Source organism: Brevundimonas sp. AVps31, assembly GCF_058681355.1.
Genome location: NZ_CM178736.1, coordinates 580,319 through 593,939, shown reverse-complemented (window position 1 = coordinate 593,939; position 13,621 = coordinate 580,319). Strand labels below are relative to the sequence as shown.

The window sequence follows — 13,621 nt, the reverse complement described above, 5'->3', positions numbered from 1 at the left end:
TCACTTGTCAGACGCCGCCACCCGCGCCACGGTCCGCGCCGGGTTGTTGAGGGTCTCTGTATGAAGTTCGTCGCCGTCAGTCTGGTGGCTCTGTCACTGGCGTTCGCGTCTCCGGTTCTGGCGCAGACCGCCCCGCCGGTCCGCTACGACCTCAGCTTCGACAACGCCGTCCACCACGAAGCGCGGATCACCGCCACCTGGCGCGGTGTGCGGCGCGGCCCCCTTCGGGTTGAGATGTCCCGGTCCTCGCCCGGTCGCTACGCGATCCATGAGTTCGCCAAGAACGTCTATTCGGTCTCGGCCGTCGATGGCGCCGGGCGTCCGCTGACGGTCCAGCGCACCGATCCCTACGGCTGGACCATCGTCGGCCACGACGGGACCGTGGCCGTCACCTATACCCTGTTCGGCGACCGCGCCGACGGCACCTACGCCCAGATCGACGCCGCCCACGCCCATCTGAACATGCCCGCCACCCTGCTGTGGGCGCCCGCCTATCAGGATCGCCCGGTGGAGCTGACCTTCCGGTCTCCGAACCCGGACTGGCGTATCGCGACCCAGCTGGCGCCGACCGCCGACCCGGCCGTCTTCACGGCGCCGAACCTGCAGTACCTGATGGACAGCCCGACCGAGCTCAGCGACCACAGGGTGCGCGAGTGGACGGTCGATGACCACGGCACGCCCCGCACGATCCGCATCGCCCTGCATGACCCGGGTACGGACGCGCACGCCGACATCTTCGCCGAGCGGGCCCGCAAGGTGGTTGATCAGTTGATCGCGGTCTTCGGCGACGTGCCGGACTTCGACTACGGCGCCTACACCTTCCTGGCCGACTACATGCCGCAGAACAGCGGTGACGGCATGGAGCACCGCAACTCCACGGTCATCATCGGCTCCCGCTCGCTGGCCGACGGGAACTACAGCCAGATCGGCACCCTGAGCCACGAGTTCTTCCACGCCTGGAACGTCGAACGCATCCGGCCGAAGGAGATCGAACCGTTCGACTTCACCCGCGCCAACGCCACGCCCTCCCTGTGGTTCGCCGAGGGTTTCACCAACTACTACGGCCCGCTGGCCATCCGTCGCGCGGGCCTGTCGACCGTCGACCGCTTCCTCGCCGAGGCCGGGGGGCAGTTCAACGCTGTGCTCAACAGCCCGGCGCGCGCCTACGGCTCGCCGCAGGAGATGAGCCTGCGCGCGCCCTTCGTGGACGCCGCCACCGCCATTGACCCGACCAACCCCAACACCTTCGTCAGCTACTACACCTGGGGCGCGGCCCTGGCCCTGTCGCTCGATCTGACCCTGCGCGACAAGTTTCCGAACATCACCCTGGACGACTACATGCGCTGGATGTGGCGTCACCACGGGGTGAACGAGGTCGCCTACACGCCGGACGACCTGCGCAAGGGGCTGGCCGCCGTGACCGGCGATCAGACCTTCGCCGACGCCTTCTTCGCCGCCAGCGTCCAGCGCAGTGAACTGCCCGACCTGGCGCCCCTGCTGGCCCGGGCGGGGGTGGTCATGCGCCCCCGTAACGCGACCACCGGCTGGGCCGGCCCGGCGCGGCTGCAGGTCGCCGATACGGTGGTGAAACTGGCCGGGGCGACCGTCCCCAATACGCCGTTGTACGTCGCCGGTCTGGACGGCGGGGACGAGATCGTGGCCCTGGGCAACACCGCCATCGACAGCCAGTCCGACTGGGACAACGCCCTCAAGGCGCTGAAGCCCGGCGATACGGTCGCCATCCGCTTCATCCAGCGCGGCGCCGAGCGCGCGGCGCAGATGACCCTGACCGCCGATCCGAATGTGGAGCTGGTCCGGATCGAGACGATGGGCACTGAGCTGACGCCCGAACAACTGGCCTTCCGCACCGCCTGGTTGGGGGCCGAAACCGTCCAGCCCTGACCGCCACGGAACGCGGCCTTGCCACAGCCGGGCAGGGGGCGTTCAGTGCCGCAGGGTTTGCAATCCATGACCATGGGAGTTCGTCATGCTTGATCGTCGCCGTTTCCTGCTCAGCACCGCCGCCGGGGCCGGTCTGGTCGCCACGGGGGGCGCGGTCTTCGCGCAGGAGGCCGGGCCCGCCGATGCCGCCCTGACGGCGGCGATGGACGCGATCACCCAGGAACAGCTGCTCAGCTCGCCCGAGTTCCTGACCATGGTGGGCATGGACAAGGGACCCGGCGCGGCCATGAAGGCCCGGCTGGACGACCGCTCCATCGCCAAGCTGCGCCAGGACAGGACCAAGCTGGCGGCCTCGGTGGCGGCGGTGAACCGGGTGGATCGCGAAGCGCTGTCGCCCCGCTTCAAGGTCTATCATGACACGGTCCAGTTCTTCGGCGAGACCGCCCTCAAAGGCTACGACTTCCCCTATGGCGGCGGCATGTTCCCGTCGCCCTATACGGTCAGCCAGCTCGGCGGCGCCTATCAGAGTGTCCCGGACTTCCTCGACAGCCAGCACACCATCGACACGGCGGAGGACGCCGAGGCCTATCTGTCGCGCCTGTCCGCCCTGGCGACGGTCTTCGATCAGGAGACCGAGCGGGTCAGGGCCGAGATCGCGGCGGGCGCCGTGCCTCCGGACTTCGTCATTCAGCGCGCCACCGGTCAGATGGGCACGATCCTCGACGCCGACCCGGCGGGCCTGACGCTCGTCACCTCCGTCGCCCGACGCGCGGCCGAGAAGGGGCTGCAGGGCGCCTGGGCCGATCGCGCCCTGGCGATCGTCAATGGCGAGGTCCTGCCGGCCCTGACCCGGCAGCGGGATGCGCTGGCCGCCGGCCTGCCGTCCGCTCCGCACGATGCCGGTTGCTGGCGGCTGCCGGACGGCGACGCCTATTATGACTTCGGCCTGAAATTCTACACGACCTCCGCCCTGAACGGGCAGGAGATCCACGACATGGGTCTCCAGCAGGTGGCCGAGCTGAGCGCCCGCGCCGACGAGCTGCTGAAGGCCCAGGGCCTGACGCAGGGGACGGTGGGCGCGCGCATCGCCTCCATCGGCGCCCTGCCGGGCCAGCTCTATCCCAACACCGACGCGGCCAAGGAACAGCTGCTGGCCGACCTGAACGCCCAGATGGCGACGGTCATGGCGCGGATGCCCGAGTATTTCGGCCGCCTGCCCAACTCCGCCTGCGACATCCGTCGCGTGCCCAAGGAAATCGAGGCCGGGGCCCCGGGCGGCTACTACCAGTCGCCGACGCTGGATGGGTCGCGACCGGGGGCCTATTACATCAACCTGCGCGACACGGCCGAATGGCCGAGGTTCACCCTGCCGACCCTGACCTATCACGAGGCGGTGCCCGGCCATCACTTCCAGATCGCCCTTCAGCAGGAGAAGACCGAGACCCCCCTGCTGCTCAAGGTGCTGGGCTTCTCGGCCTATTCCGAGGGCTGGGGCCTGTACGCCGAGCAGTTGGCCGACGAGATCGGCATGTACGAGAACGACCCTTGGGGCCGCATCGGCTGCATCCAGTCGCTGATGTTCCGCGCCGCGCGGCTGGTTGTGGATTCCGGCCTTCACTACAAGCGCTGGAGCCGTGAACAGGGCATCCGCTACATGGTCGAGACCCTCGGCGACCAGGAAAGCTCGATCACCACCGAGGTGGAGCGCTACGCGGTCTGGCCCGGGCAGGCCTCGAGCTACAAGGTCGGCCACACCACATGGGTGCGGCTGCGCGAGCAGGCGAAGGCCACGCTCGGCGACCGCTTCGACATCAAGGGCTTCCATGACACCGGTCTGGACGCCGGCGGCGTGCCGCTGACGGTCCTCGAACGCGTGATCGGCGACTGGGTTGCCAGCCGTCAGGCCTGATTCCTCAGCTTCCGGCGCGGGCCTCAATCACAGCGGGGTCCGCGTCGGCGACGGACATCAGCCATTCGCGGAAGCGGCGGATCTTCGAGGAGCGGCGACGACCCTCGGACCAGACCAGATAGTAGCCGGTGTTGAACGACACCGTCTGGGGGAAGGGCCGCACCAAGAGGCCCGCCTTGATCTCGCGCGCGAAGAAGATGGGCGAGCCGAGCGCGACCCCCTGACCGCCCAGCGCGGCGGCCACCTCCAGCACCTGATAGTCTGCGGTCAGGCGCGTGGCCGGGCGGCGGCCTTCGCTCAGGCCGGCGGCGGCGAACCATTCAGCCCATTCCTTCTCCATGCCGATGCGCGGCGCCTCCAGCAGGTCGGAAGGGTTTTCAAGCTTCAGCATCTCCGCCATCGCCGGGCTGCACAGGGGCGTGAAGACCGACGGCATGATCTGCTGGCTTTCCAGCCCCGGCCAGTCGCCGTTGCCCGAGCGGATGCCGACGTCGAACCCCTCGCGCGACAGGTCCAGAAGGCCGGGATTGGTGTCCAGCCGCACCGCCAGTCCGGGATTGGCCAGCTGGAAGGTGCCCAGATGCGGGGCCAGCCACTGGCTCGCCAGCGTCGCCAGGGTGGTGATCGACAGGATGTGTTCGTCGGCCTCCGTCAGGTCGCTGATCGCCCTGCGCAGCAGGGTGATGGCCTCGGTCGCGGCGCTGGACAGGCGCTCGCCCGCCTCGGTCGGCTGAACCTCGCGGGGCAGGCGGCGAAACAGGCTCTGGCCCAGCCGGCCCTCCAGCGCCTTGATCTGCCAGCTGACCGCGGCCTGGGTCATGCCCAGCTCCTCGGCGGCGCGGGTGAAACTTTTCAGGCGGGCGGCGGCCTCGAACACGCGGATTGAGGCCAGAGGAATGCCGGACAGGGGGTCGGCCATAAGCGAGCCTTATGATGCGGGAGGCCAATCTGGTTTGTCCGCCGCCCCTGTCAAGCTGAGAGTCAGCCTGTCGCAAACGCCAGCCAGAGGAGATCGCCGTGGAGGAGATGCACCACACGCATAAGGAGTCTGCATGGGGTTGGGCCTCGGCGCTTGAAGACTGGCGTCGCAGCCGCACGCGCCGCCGCCTGCGCGCGCAGGCCCGGCCCGCCGACCGCCGCTGAGGTCAGTCCCGAATCCGGTCGGTCGCGGGCAGACAGTCGCCTGTCGGGCTCAGGACGGGATGACCATTCCCTCTGCCGCGCGCAGGCGGTTGTGGATGTCGGTCGCCGCCACCGCCGCTTCCGCCGTCGCCACCGCGATCTGGTTGAGCCCCCGCACCACGTCTCCGGCGGCATAGAGGCCCGGCACGCTGGTCTGCTGGTGCGGATCGGTGAACAGCCGCCCGTCCTCGCCGATGCGCGCGCCCAGCGAGTCGGCCAGTCCGGCGTTTGGTGCGGTGCCCAGCGCCGAGTAGACGAGATCGAAGCTGCGGAATGTCCCGCCCCAGCTCAGGGCCGTCACCCGGTCGTTCTCCAGGCGAACATCGTCGATCGACCCGCAGACAATCTCGATTCCCAGCCGGGCGAGCTCATCCCGACAGGTCAGGTCCTCGACGGCTCCGATGTGGATCAGCGCCACCCGGTCGGAATAGGTTCGCAGGAAGGCCGCCTCGCGCGCGCCCTTGTCGTCGGTCCCGATCACCGCCACCGCCTTGTCGATGGCCTCATAGCCGTCGCAGATCGGACAGATGCGCACCAGGGCCCGCTCAATCGCCCGCTCCACCCCGGGGAGGTCCGGGTGATGGTCCACTACCCCCGTCGCCAGCAGCACCGCCCGTGCTCGCACCTCCCGCCCGTTCAGCCGCGCCGTGAAGCCGTCGCCGTCGGGCGTCAGGGCCTCGACCCGACCCGCCTCGATCTCCGCGCCGTATTCGGTCGCCTGTTCGGTCATCCGCTTCAGGATGGCGTCGCCGGTGATTCCCTGGGGAAAGCCCGGCATGTTGTGGCTGAGCGGAATCCAGCAGGCCCGCGGCGCGCCGCCATCGGCCACCAGAACGCTCCGCCGGAACCGCGCCAGATAGGTGGCGGCGGTCAGCCCCGCGGGACCGGCCCCGATGATCAGGACGTCAGGATTGTCGGTCACCCCCGGGTCCGCCACAGGGTCGGCCAGACGTCGTCGCTCATGCCCCAGCAATCGCCCATGGAGCGCTCCTCGGACAGGGCGAAACCGTCGCGCGTCCACGTCCAGGTGGTGATCGTCCCGCAGTCTCCCAGACCGCGTCCGCGCGGAAATACGGTCAGGGTCCGGCGCTCGGCGTTGTAGATCGGATTGACCAGCCACTGGTCCTGTCCGCCGATGTCGCCCTCGGTGCGTGGGCTGCGTTCAGGCAGTTGGGCGGCACGGACGCCCGTGCCGTCGGGGCGGGCCAGATAGAGGACGTAGGTCGCGTTATAGGCGCCGCTGCCGCAGGGAACGCCCCACAGAATGGTCGAGGCGTCCAGGCGCGCGGCCAGCACGGCGGCGTTCAGGGTGTCGTTGCCCTCGGCCCGGCAGTTCTTGACCTCGCCCAGCGCTTCCAGGGCGGCCGGGACCTTCAGGCCGCGGGGCTCGTCTTCCAGCGGGTTGGCGGCGCCGTCAAAGCCGGCCTGCGAGACTGCGGGGGCGGGGATGACGCGGGGCAGGGCCGGGGCGACGGGGACGCTGCCAGCCGGGCGGTCGCCGCGACGGATCAGGGCGGTGGTCGTGTCCAGCCGTCCCTGCCGTTCATCGATCCAGAGCAGGGCTGCCGAGATGCCGGACGTGGGCAGGTCCGCCGTCTGGGCCCCGGACGCCAGCGCCAGCGAGCGCGACGCGGGCAGGGCCGCGATGATCTGGCGCACGCGGTCGGCCGCGGCCATTGCGTTGGCTGCGTCGCGCGGACCGGCGCGCAGGGCGTAGTCCCGGCCGTCGACTTTCAGCATCAGGCTTTCCGGCGCCTTGCCCACGTCGCCCAGAGACCAACTCCCGGCGGTCACAGTCGGAACAGCGTCCGGCCCAGCGTCAATGGCGATCCGAATCCAGCCGCTGTCCGACCCACCCCAGGCCATGCAGGCATTGCCGTTGTCGCAGGCCGCGCGCCAGTCGCGGAACTCGCGCATCACAGGTTCAGCCCCCGCCGCCGGAGCGGGGGCGGCCGCGCCGCCGACGGGAACCGGGGCCAGGGCGGTCTTGGCGGTGGTCTTGTCAGCCTCGTCCCGCCCGCAGGCGGTCAGGCTGAGGGCGGCGAGGGCCGTGGCGATCAAGGCTCGCATCGTGTGTTTCCCCTGAAGGTCAGACCTTGCGCAGGCCGGAGGGTTTGTGTGCGGCGCGGGCGCCGGTTTTCGCACTCTCCACGATGTACTCCGGATTGTCCCGGGACGCCGCGACCTTGTGATCCTTGATGTGGGTGGGGCGGGTGACCTTGCGGACCACCTTGCCGGTGCTCTTTCCCTGACTGTGTCGCCACTCGACCGTGTCTCCGGGCTTGAACCTGTCCGTCATTCCGACCCTCCTTCAGCTTTCGCTCATAGTCAGCGAGGACGCGCCGCATCAGTTCCGGGTCAACGAGAACCGGCGCCTCGCAGAAGGTGAGTATCCATTGCTCAAGGAGTCTCTCCACGTCATCGGTCATACGCCCCGTCAGTCTCGTTACGCTATTTACAGCCAGAGCCAACGAGGCGCGCGACAGACCGTTCAGCTTGGCCGTAAGAGACTTTTTCCGGGCAGGGTAAACCTCCATCAGTTATGCGGCGCCGTGACGGGCTTTGCGGCCCGGCGAGAGGGGGCTATACCCCCCGCCAACCCTTCATATTCCCAAGGCAAAGGCAGCACTCATGGCCAAGATCAAGGTCGCCAATCCCATCGTGGACATCGACGGCGACGAGATGACCCGCATCATCTGGCAGTGGATCAAGGACAAGCTGGTCTTCCCGTTCGTCGACGTCGAACTGGACTACTACGACCTGGGAATGGAGCACCGCGATGCCACCGACGACCAGGTGACGATCGACGCCGCCCACGCCATCCAGAAGCATGGCGTCGGCGTGAAGTGCGCCACCATCACGCCGGATGAGGCCCGGGTGAAGGAGTTCGGCCTGAAGAAGATGTGGAAGTCGCCGAACGGCACCATCCGCAACATCCTGGGCGGCGTGGTCTTCCGCGAACCGATCATCTGTCAGAACGTGCCGCGTCTGGTGCCGGGCTGGACCCAACCGATCGTCGTCGGCCGTCACGCCTTCGGCGACCAGTACAAGGCCACCGATTTCCTGATGCCGGGTCCCGGCACCCTGTCGATCAAGTTCGTCGGTGACGACGGCGCGGTGATCGAGCACGAGGTCTATCAGTCGCCGGGCGCCGGCGTCGCCATGGGCATGTACAACCTCGACTCCTCGATCCGTGACTTCGCCCACGCCTCGTTCAGCTACGGCCTGGCCCGCAACTATCCGGTCTATCTGTCGACCAAGAACACGATCCTGAAAGCCTACGACGGCCGCTTCAAGGACATCTTCCAGGAAATCTTCGACGCCGAATACGCCGAGGAATTCAAGGCGCGCGGCCTGACCTATGAGCACCGCCTGATCGACGACATGGTCGCGGCCGCGATCAAGTGGTCGGGCGGCTTCGTTTGGGCGTGCAAGAACTACGACGGCGACGTGCAGTCGGACATCGTCGCCCAGGGCTTCGGCTCGCTGGGTCTGATGACCTCCGTCCTGATGACCCCGGACGGCAAGATCATGGAGACCGAGGCCGCCCACGGCACCGTGACCCGCCACTACCGCCAGCACCAGAAGGGCGAGGCCACCTCGACCAACTCGATCGCCTCGATCTTCGCCTGGACCGCCGGCTTCAAGCACCGCGCCAAGCTGGACGACAACGCCGAACTGGCCCGCTTCGCCGAGACGCTGGAGAAGGTCGTCGTCGACACCGTCGAAGCCGGCTTCATGACCAAGGATCTGGCCCTGCTGGTCGGTGAACAACAGAGCTGGCTGACCACCGAGGGCTTCCTCGACAAGGTCGCCGAGAACCTGACCAAGGAACTGGCGGCTTAAGCAGAGGCGCTTCGTTCGCCGCGCGACGGCTCACTGCCTGAACGCGGACAACTGAACCTGAGGCCCGCCGGATTCGCGTCCGGCGGGCCTTTCGTTTGAGCGAAGTCCGGCTTCGTGCATTGATGACCCGGTTAACGGAGCGCGGGCGTGAAGATCATTGGACGGCTCTTACTGGCGGCGGTGGTCATCGCGGCGATCAGCTTCTTCGCCGCGCCCGGCGTGGCCTTCTTCGCCATCCGCTCGGCGGCGGACGCCAATGATGCGGCCGCCCTGTCGGGCCTGATCGACTATACCGCCGTGCGCCAGTCGCTGCGTCCGCAGTTGGCCGGCAACCCGGCGGCCCGGGCGCCCGCACCGTCGTTCCTGGAGGATCCCATCGGCGCTGTGCGGCGTCAGTTCGAGCAGGCTGCGCCCGCCCTCGGTCCTTCGCCGGACGCCTATCTGTCGCCCGCAGCCGTTGCGGCCCTGACGCGGGGCGAAGGCCGCTTTGCCGCCCAGCGGACCACCCCGGCGCTCGAAGAGCAGCGCCGGGATCTGTTCCCTGAACCGGTCTTCTGGGGCGTCAACCGCGCCCGCATGGCGGTCACGGACGAGGGCGGGTCAAAAACCATCTTCACCTTCGAGCGCAAGGGGCCGTTCGAATGGCGGCTGGTTCATCTCGGCCTGCCCGAGGGCGTCGCGCCGGCGCCGGCTCCGCGGGCGGGCGCTCCGCGGGTGGAGTCTGGCGGCGCAAAGGGCGGCTGACAGCGGTCCCACTGGCGAACCGTCCTCGACTCGGGCAACCGTAGCCATGGGGAGGCGTTACGACGCCAGAGGGAAGATATGACCAAGAGACTGCTGATCGGCGCCGCGCTGGCGGCGGTGGTGCTGTTCGCCGCCGCCTGGGGCCTTGCGCCGATATTTGCCGGACAGGCGCTGATCAAAGCCGCCAAGGCCGGGGATGCCCGCAAACTGGAGCAACTGGTCGACTTCCCGGCCTTGCGCGCCAGTCTGAAGGATGAGCTGAACCACGAACTGGCCCGGCGCATGAGCCGTGATCCCCGCGTGGCCGAGAGCGGTCTGGGCGGCCTCGGCATGATGCTGGCCCCGATGATCCTGTCGGGCGCCATCGACACCGCCGTTACGCCCGAGGTGATCGCCCAGATGGTTACGACCGCGGAGGCGCCGGACCCGACCCGCCGTTCGCCGCCGGAGCCGGGTGACGCCAAGGACGACAAGGACATCCATCAGGCCTGGGGCTACCGCGACCTGAACCACTTCGCCGTGACCCTGACGGACCGGGACCATCCCGACCAGCATCTGGCCCTGATCCTGGAACGCCGCGGCCTGTTCCGTTGGCAACTGGCCGCCGTGGACCTGGGCGCCGAGGCGGAGTGAGCGAGGGGGCTCAGGCCCCCAGCGCGCTCCGGATCGCCGTCAGGCCGTCCTCGGCCTTGCCGCCGTCGGGTGCGCCGCCCTGGGCGAAGTCAGGCTTGCCGCCCGCGCCCTGTCCGCCCATGGCCAGAACCGCCGCGCGGGCCAGATCGGCCGCATTGACCGAGCCGACGATGTCCGAGGTGACGGCGACGGTGACCGCCGCCTTTCCCTCGGTCACGCCGATCAGGGCGACGACGCCCGAGCCGACCTGTTTGCGGAAGTCCTCGGCCACGCCGCGCAGGCCCTTGCCGTCCACACCGTCAAGGACGCGGGCGATCAGCTTGACGCCGTTGATCTCTTCCGGCGCGGTGTTGGCCGAAGCGCCACCGCCGCCCAGCGCCAGTTGCTTCTTCAGCTCGGCGACCTGCTTCTCCAGCGCCTTGACCGAGGTCTGCAGGCCTTCGACGCGACCGGTCACGTCACCGGTCTGGACCTTGAAGTCGCGGGCCAACTTGCGGGCCACCCCGGCCTGACCTTCCAGGTACAGACGGGCGGCCTCGCCGGTCAGGGCCTCGATGCGGCGGACGCCGGCGGCGACGCCGGTTTCCTGCACGATCTTGAACAGGCCGATATCGCCGGTGCGGGCCACGTGGGTGCCGCCGCACAGTTCGACCGAATAGGGGGCGTTGTCGCTGACCAGAGAGCGGCCCAGGGTCAGGACGCGGACTTCCTCGCCGTACTTCTCGCCGAACAGGGCGATGGCGCCGGCCTCGATGGCGGCCTCGGGAGCCATCAGCTTGGTTTCCGCCGGGACGTTCTGGCGGATGACCGCGTTCACCTCGGCCTCGATGGCGGCCAGTTCATCCTCGGTCACCGGGGACGAGTGGCTGAAGTCGAAACGGGCGCGCTCGGAATCGACCAACTGACCCTTCTGGGCCACCGCGGCGCCGAGCACATTCTTCAGCGCCGTGTGCAGAAGGTGGGCGGCCGAGTGGTTGGCGCGCGTGGTGGCGCGCTTGTCGGCGTCGACCAATTGGGCGGCGCGGGCGCCGATCTCCAGCTTGCCGGCCGTGATCTGGGCCGACAGAACGTGCAGGTCGCCCGCGTGCTTCTTGACGTCGAGGACTTCGGCCTCGCCGCCCGGCCATTCGAACCTGCCCTGATCGCCGGCCTGACCGCCGCTCTCGGCGTAGAAGGGGGTGGAATCGAACAGGACCTCGACGATGTCGCCCGCCTCGGCGGAGTCCACCGCGGCGCCGGCCTTCATGATGGCCAGGACTTCGCCCGAGCCGTCGACGGCGTCATAGCCCCCGAAGACGGTCGGCCCGAGGCGGTCGCGCACGGCCAGCCACTCGCCGGCGTTGGCGGTCTGGCCCGAGCCCTTCCAGTGCTCGCGCGAGCGCTGGCGCTGTTCGGCCATGGCTTCCTCGAAGCCGTCGATGTTGACCGAATAGCCGCGGCGGCGCGCCTCGTCCTGCGTCAGGTCCAGCGGGAAGCCGTAGGTGTCGGACAGGGTGAAGGCCGTCTGACCGTCCAGCATGTCGCCCGGGTTGAAACCCTGAACCGCGGTGTCGAACAGGGCCATGCCCTTGGACAGGGTGGTGCGGAAGCGGATTTCCTCCTGCTTCAGCGTGTCCTCGATGAAGGGCTGGGCGCGCTTCAGCTCGGGATAGGCCTCGCCCATCTCGTTGACCAGCGTCGGCACCAGACGGTGCATCAGCGGATCGGCGGCGCCCAGCAGGTGGGCGTGGCGCATGGCGCGACGCATGATGCGGCGCAGGACGTAGCCCCGGCCCTCGTTCGAGGGCGTGACGCCGTCGGCGATCAGGAAGGACGACGAGCGCAGATGGTCGGCGATGACGCGGTGGCTGGAGGCCCGCTCACCCTCGGACTTCGTCGAGGTGGCGTCTTCCGAAGCGGCGATCAGGGTCTGGAACAGGTCGGTGTCGAACACCGAGTTCTTGCCCTGAAGCACGCTGGTCATGCGCTCCAGACCCATGCCGGTGTCGACCGAGGGCTTGGGAAGGCTGCGAACGATCTCGTCGTTCTCCTTCTCGAACTGCATGAAGACGTTGTTCCAGATCTCCACATAGCGGTCGCCGTCCTCGTCCGGCGAACCGGGAGGGCCGCCGGGAACGTGATCGCCGTAGTCCCAGAAGATTTCGGTGCAGGGGCCGCAGGGCCCGCTGTCGCCCATGGCCCAGAAATTGTCGGAGCCGGCGATGCGGATGATCTTGTCGTCGCCAAAGCCGGTGACCTTCTTCCAGATCGCGGCGGCCTCATCGTCGTCGATATAGACGGTGACCAGCAGGCGCTTGGGATCGAGGCCGAAATCCTTGGTGACCAGGTTCCAGGCGCGGTCGATCGCGTGTTCCTTGAAGTAGTCGCCGAACGAGAAATTGCCCAGCATCTCGAAGAAGGTCAGGTGGCGGGCGGTGTAGCCGACGTTATCGAGATCGTTGTGCTTGCCGCCGGCGCGGACGCATTTCTGCGAGCTCGTGGCGCGCGGGTAGGGCGGGGTGGCGGCGCCGGTGAAGTAGTCCTTGAACGGCACCATGCCCGCGTTGACGAACATCAGCGTCGGGTCGTTCTGCGGCACCAGCGGAGCCGAGTGGACCTTCTCGTGGCCGTCGGCCGCGAAGTAGTCGAGGAAGGTCGAGCGGATCTGTTTCAGGCTGGTCATGGGCGGTCGTCAGAACTGCAAAGGAGTGGGAACGGGCGTCATATAGGGCTTTCGGGGCCAGCGCATCAGTCCTTCGCCGTTCCAGGTTGTCAGTGCACCCGGAGCGTGACGCCAATCAAGGGTTGCGAAATTCTCCTTTCGCACGAACTTGTGACTTAAGGTTGCCGAGGTGGTGACGCTTACTACCGGAGCGCCAGTGGGGCGCATTTGGAGGGGTGCCTATGTCGATCAAGATCCTTGCAACCGCCCTGGCCGGTCTGGGCCTGTCGATGTCGCTCGGGGCCGCGGCCCCGGCGCCGATGGCCGCAGCCGCGCAACAGTACTATCCGGGTCCTGGCATCTACTGCTTCGGCTACGACCAGTGCTATCCGATCGCCTACTCCTACGAGGTCTATTCGGACGCCGAACACACCAATCTGATCGGCAGCGGCTATGACTCCTGCGTGGCCTCGGGCTCCCAGATCTATGTCACCTCGCCCTGGTTGCCGGCCGGGTATGAGGTGAAGACGCCGATGTATGTCTGTTCGGGTTTCGGCCCCTATCTGCCGCCGGAATGGTAGACGCGGCCGACTGACGACGGAGGGGGCGGTCCGACGGGCCGCCCTTTCTGCATCGGGCGACAGGTCGGGGGGCGAGAGGGCCTGCGGGCGACCCGAAAAAATGGCCGCCCGACCCGGCGGGGGTCGAGCGGCCGCTCCGTCCGGCTCGGCCCGGCGGGGGTCGGATGGCGGGTCGACGGACCC

11 protein-coding genes are annotated in these 13,621 nt (G+C 68.3%); 6 read left to right on the top strand and 5 right to left on the bottom strand.

Going from position 1 to position 13,621, the window contains the following annotated elements; all coding sequences use genetic code 11:
* Nucleotides 1-60 precede the first annotated feature (60 nt).
* Both ACW174_RS02860 and ACW174_RS02855 read left to right on the top strand, forming a co-directional pair.
* The gene (locus tag ACW174_RS02860) at nucleotides 61-1,902 is read left to right on the top strand and encodes a M61 family metallopeptidase (protein ID WP_492016189.1); all 1,842 of its coding nucleotides are present in this window, start codon (nucleotides 61-63) and stop codon (nucleotides 1,900-1,902) included.
* Between the two features lie 85 nt (nucleotides 1,903-1,987).
* Nucleotides 1,988-3,811 (top strand): DUF885 domain-containing protein, encoded by a 1,824-nt coding sequence (locus tag ACW174_RS02855; protein ID WP_492016188.1) that lies wholly within the window; start codon nucleotides 1,988-1,990, stop codon nucleotides 3,809-3,811.
* Nucleotides 3,812-3,815: 4 nt separating this feature from the next.
* Here ACW174_RS02855 and ACW174_RS02850 read toward each other — a convergent pair whose 3' ends face one another.
* The 4 genes from ACW174_RS02850 to ACW174_RS02835 form a co-directional block, all read right to left on the bottom strand.
* Entirely contained in the window at nucleotides 3,816-4,730 is a 915-nt protein-coding gene (locus ACW174_RS02850; RefSeq protein WP_492016187.1) for a LysR substrate-binding domain-containing protein, read from the bottom strand.
* A gap of 273 nt (nucleotides 4,731-5,003) precedes the next feature.
* The gene (locus tag ACW174_RS02845; RefSeq protein ID WP_492016186.1) at nucleotides 5,004-5,915 is read right to left on the bottom strand and encodes an NAD(P)/FAD-dependent oxidoreductase; all 912 of its coding nucleotides are present in this window, start codon (nucleotides 5,913-5,915) and stop codon (nucleotides 5,004-5,006) included.
* Nucleotides 5,912-7,063 (bottom strand): DUF1176 domain-containing protein, encoded by a 1,152-nt coding sequence (locus ACW174_RS02840; RefSeq protein ID WP_492016185.1) that lies wholly within the window; start codon nucleotides 7,061-7,063, stop codon nucleotides 5,912-5,914. Before ACW174_RS02840 ends, ACW174_RS02845 begins: the two co-directional genes overlap by 4 nt.
* Before the next feature lie 19 nt (nucleotides 7,064-7,082).
* Entirely contained in the window at nucleotides 7,083-7,292 is a 210-nt protein-coding gene (locus tag ACW174_RS02835) for a hypervirulence associated TUDOR domain-containing protein (protein ID WP_492016184.1), read from the bottom strand.
* A 332-nt stretch (nucleotides 7,293-7,624) separates the two neighbouring features.
* On the opposite strand from ACW174_RS02835, the gene ACW174_RS02830 reads away from it, so the two are divergent.
* The 3 genes from ACW174_RS02830 to ACW174_RS02820 all read left to right on the top strand — a co-directional run bounded on the left by ACW174_RS02830 (nucleotide 7,625) and on the right by ACW174_RS02820 (nucleotide 10,216).
* Complete coding sequence (locus tag ACW174_RS02830) at nucleotides 7,625-8,839, top strand: NADP-dependent isocitrate dehydrogenase (protein WP_492016183.1); 1,215 nt, start codon at nucleotides 7,625-7,627, stop codon at nucleotides 8,837-8,839.
* A 147-nt stretch (nucleotides 8,840-8,986) separates the two neighbouring features.
* A complete protein-coding gene (locus ACW174_RS02825; RefSeq protein WP_492016182.1) occupies nucleotides 8,987-9,583 on the top strand; it encodes a DUF2939 domain-containing protein in 597 nt (198 codons plus the stop codon).
* Nucleotides 9,584-9,661: 78 nt separating this feature from the next.
* Entirely contained in the window at nucleotides 9,662-10,216 is a 555-nt protein-coding gene (locus ACW174_RS02820) for a DUF2939 domain-containing protein (RefSeq protein ID WP_492016181.1), read from the top strand.
* 10 nt (nucleotides 10,217-10,226) lie between these two features.
* Here ACW174_RS02820 and alaS read toward each other — a convergent pair whose 3' ends face one another.
* Nucleotides 10,227-12,878, bottom strand: a complete 2,652-nt coding sequence (gene alaS / locus ACW174_RS02815; RefSeq protein WP_492016180.1) for an alanine--tRNA ligase — start codon at nucleotides 12,876-12,878, stop codon at nucleotides 10,227-10,229.
* A 221-nt stretch (nucleotides 12,879-13,099) separates the two neighbouring features.
* Between alaS and ACW174_RS02810 the strand changes: the two genes are divergently transcribed.
* Nucleotides 13,100-13,438: a hypothetical protein gene (locus ACW174_RS02810; RefSeq protein ID WP_492016179.1), complete on the top strand. Its 339-nt coding sequence runs from the start codon at nucleotides 13,100-13,102 to the stop codon at nucleotides 13,436-13,438.
* The last annotated feature ends 183 nt before the right edge of the window (nucleotides 13,439-13,621 follow it).